General features: G+C 62.5%; 1 protein-coding gene. It reads left to right on the top strand.

The features are described 5' to 3' along the window. The first annotated feature begins 60 nt into the window (after positions 1–60). A protein-coding gene (locus tag L8K25_RS22545; protein ID WP_242141262.1) for an IS3 family transposase occupies positions 61–1,181 on the top strand; the annotation gives its coding sequence in 2 pieces (ribosomal slippage) (positions 61–310 and positions 310–1,181; 1,122 coding nt in all). Positions 1,182–1,199 lie beyond the last annotated feature (18 nt).

The following is a 1,199-nucleotide window of genomic DNA, read 5'->3' as shown; positions in this document are numbered from 1 at the left end:
ATGACGTGCTCCCCAGAAATCATGCCATTGGTAAGTTAGCTCGTCAGATGGAGACGAGTGATGCGGCGAGGCCGATTTACCGAGGATCAGATCATTGGGGTGCTGCGCGAGCATGAAGCTGGCGTGAAGACCGCCGAGTTGTGCCGGAAGCACGGGATCAGCGACGCGACGTTCTACAACTGGAAGGCGAAGTATGGCGGCATGACTGTGTCGGAGGCTGCCCGGCTGCGCACGTTGGAGGACGAGAACCGACGGCTGAAGAAGCTGCTGGCGGAGTCGATGCTTGACGTGTCGGCGTTGAAGGATTTGCTGGGAAAAAACTGACCCGGTCTGCAGATCGCTACGCTACGGTGGAGAAGCTGATGGCCGATCACGGCTTCTCCGAGCGTCGCGCCTGCAGGCTGATCGGGGTCAATCGGTCGGCGTGGCAATATGAACCGCTTCGCGGGAAGGACGATGCTGTCCGCGAGCGGATGCGCGAGATCGCGAACGAGCGCCGTCGGTTCGGCTACCGACGGCTGGCGATCCTGCTGCGGCGTGAGGGCAAGGGCATGAACCTGAAGAAGGTGTACCGGCTGTATTGCGAGGAGCGACTGACGGTGCGCAAGCGTGGTGGCCGCAAGCGCGCACTGGGCACGCGGGCGCCGATGGCGATCCCGCAGGAACCCAATCTGCGCTGGTCTCTCGACTTTGTGTCGGACTCGTTGGCCTGCGGCCGGCGGTTCCGTATACTCAACGTTATCGACGACTACAGCCGGGAATGTCTGGGATGCGTCGTTGACACCTCGCTGTCGGGTCGACGGGTTGTTCGCGAACTGAGCGTCATCGCCGAGCGTCGCGGACTGCCGTGCATGGTGGTCAGCGACAACGGCACCGAGCTGACCAGTCATGCCGTCCTCGCCTGGTGTCAGGACACCGGGGTCGAGTGGCACTACATCACCCCGGGGAAGCCGCAGCAGAATGGCTTTGTGGAATCGTTCAATGGTCGCTTGCGCGACGAGTGTCTGAACGAGCACCTGTTCCCCTCGCTGGCTGCGGCGAGACGGATCATCGAGGCATGGCGGACGGACTACAACACCGTGCGTCCGCACAGCAGCCTTGGCGGGTTGGCACCCGCCGAGTTTACGAACCGCCCCCGCCAGGGGCATATGAACACCGAAGCTAAGTTATCAGCGGCCTGAAAAGGGGGAGCACGTCAG

Origin of the sequence: Sphingomonas sp. TREG-RG-20F-R18-01 (assembly GCF_022662475.1) — a bacterium.
Lineage (GTDB): Bacteria > Pseudomonadota > Alphaproteobacteria > Sphingomonadales > Sphingomonadaceae > Sphingomonas.
Note: the sequence above shows the minus strand (reverse complement) of the source record. Positions and strands in the feature narration are given on the sequence as shown.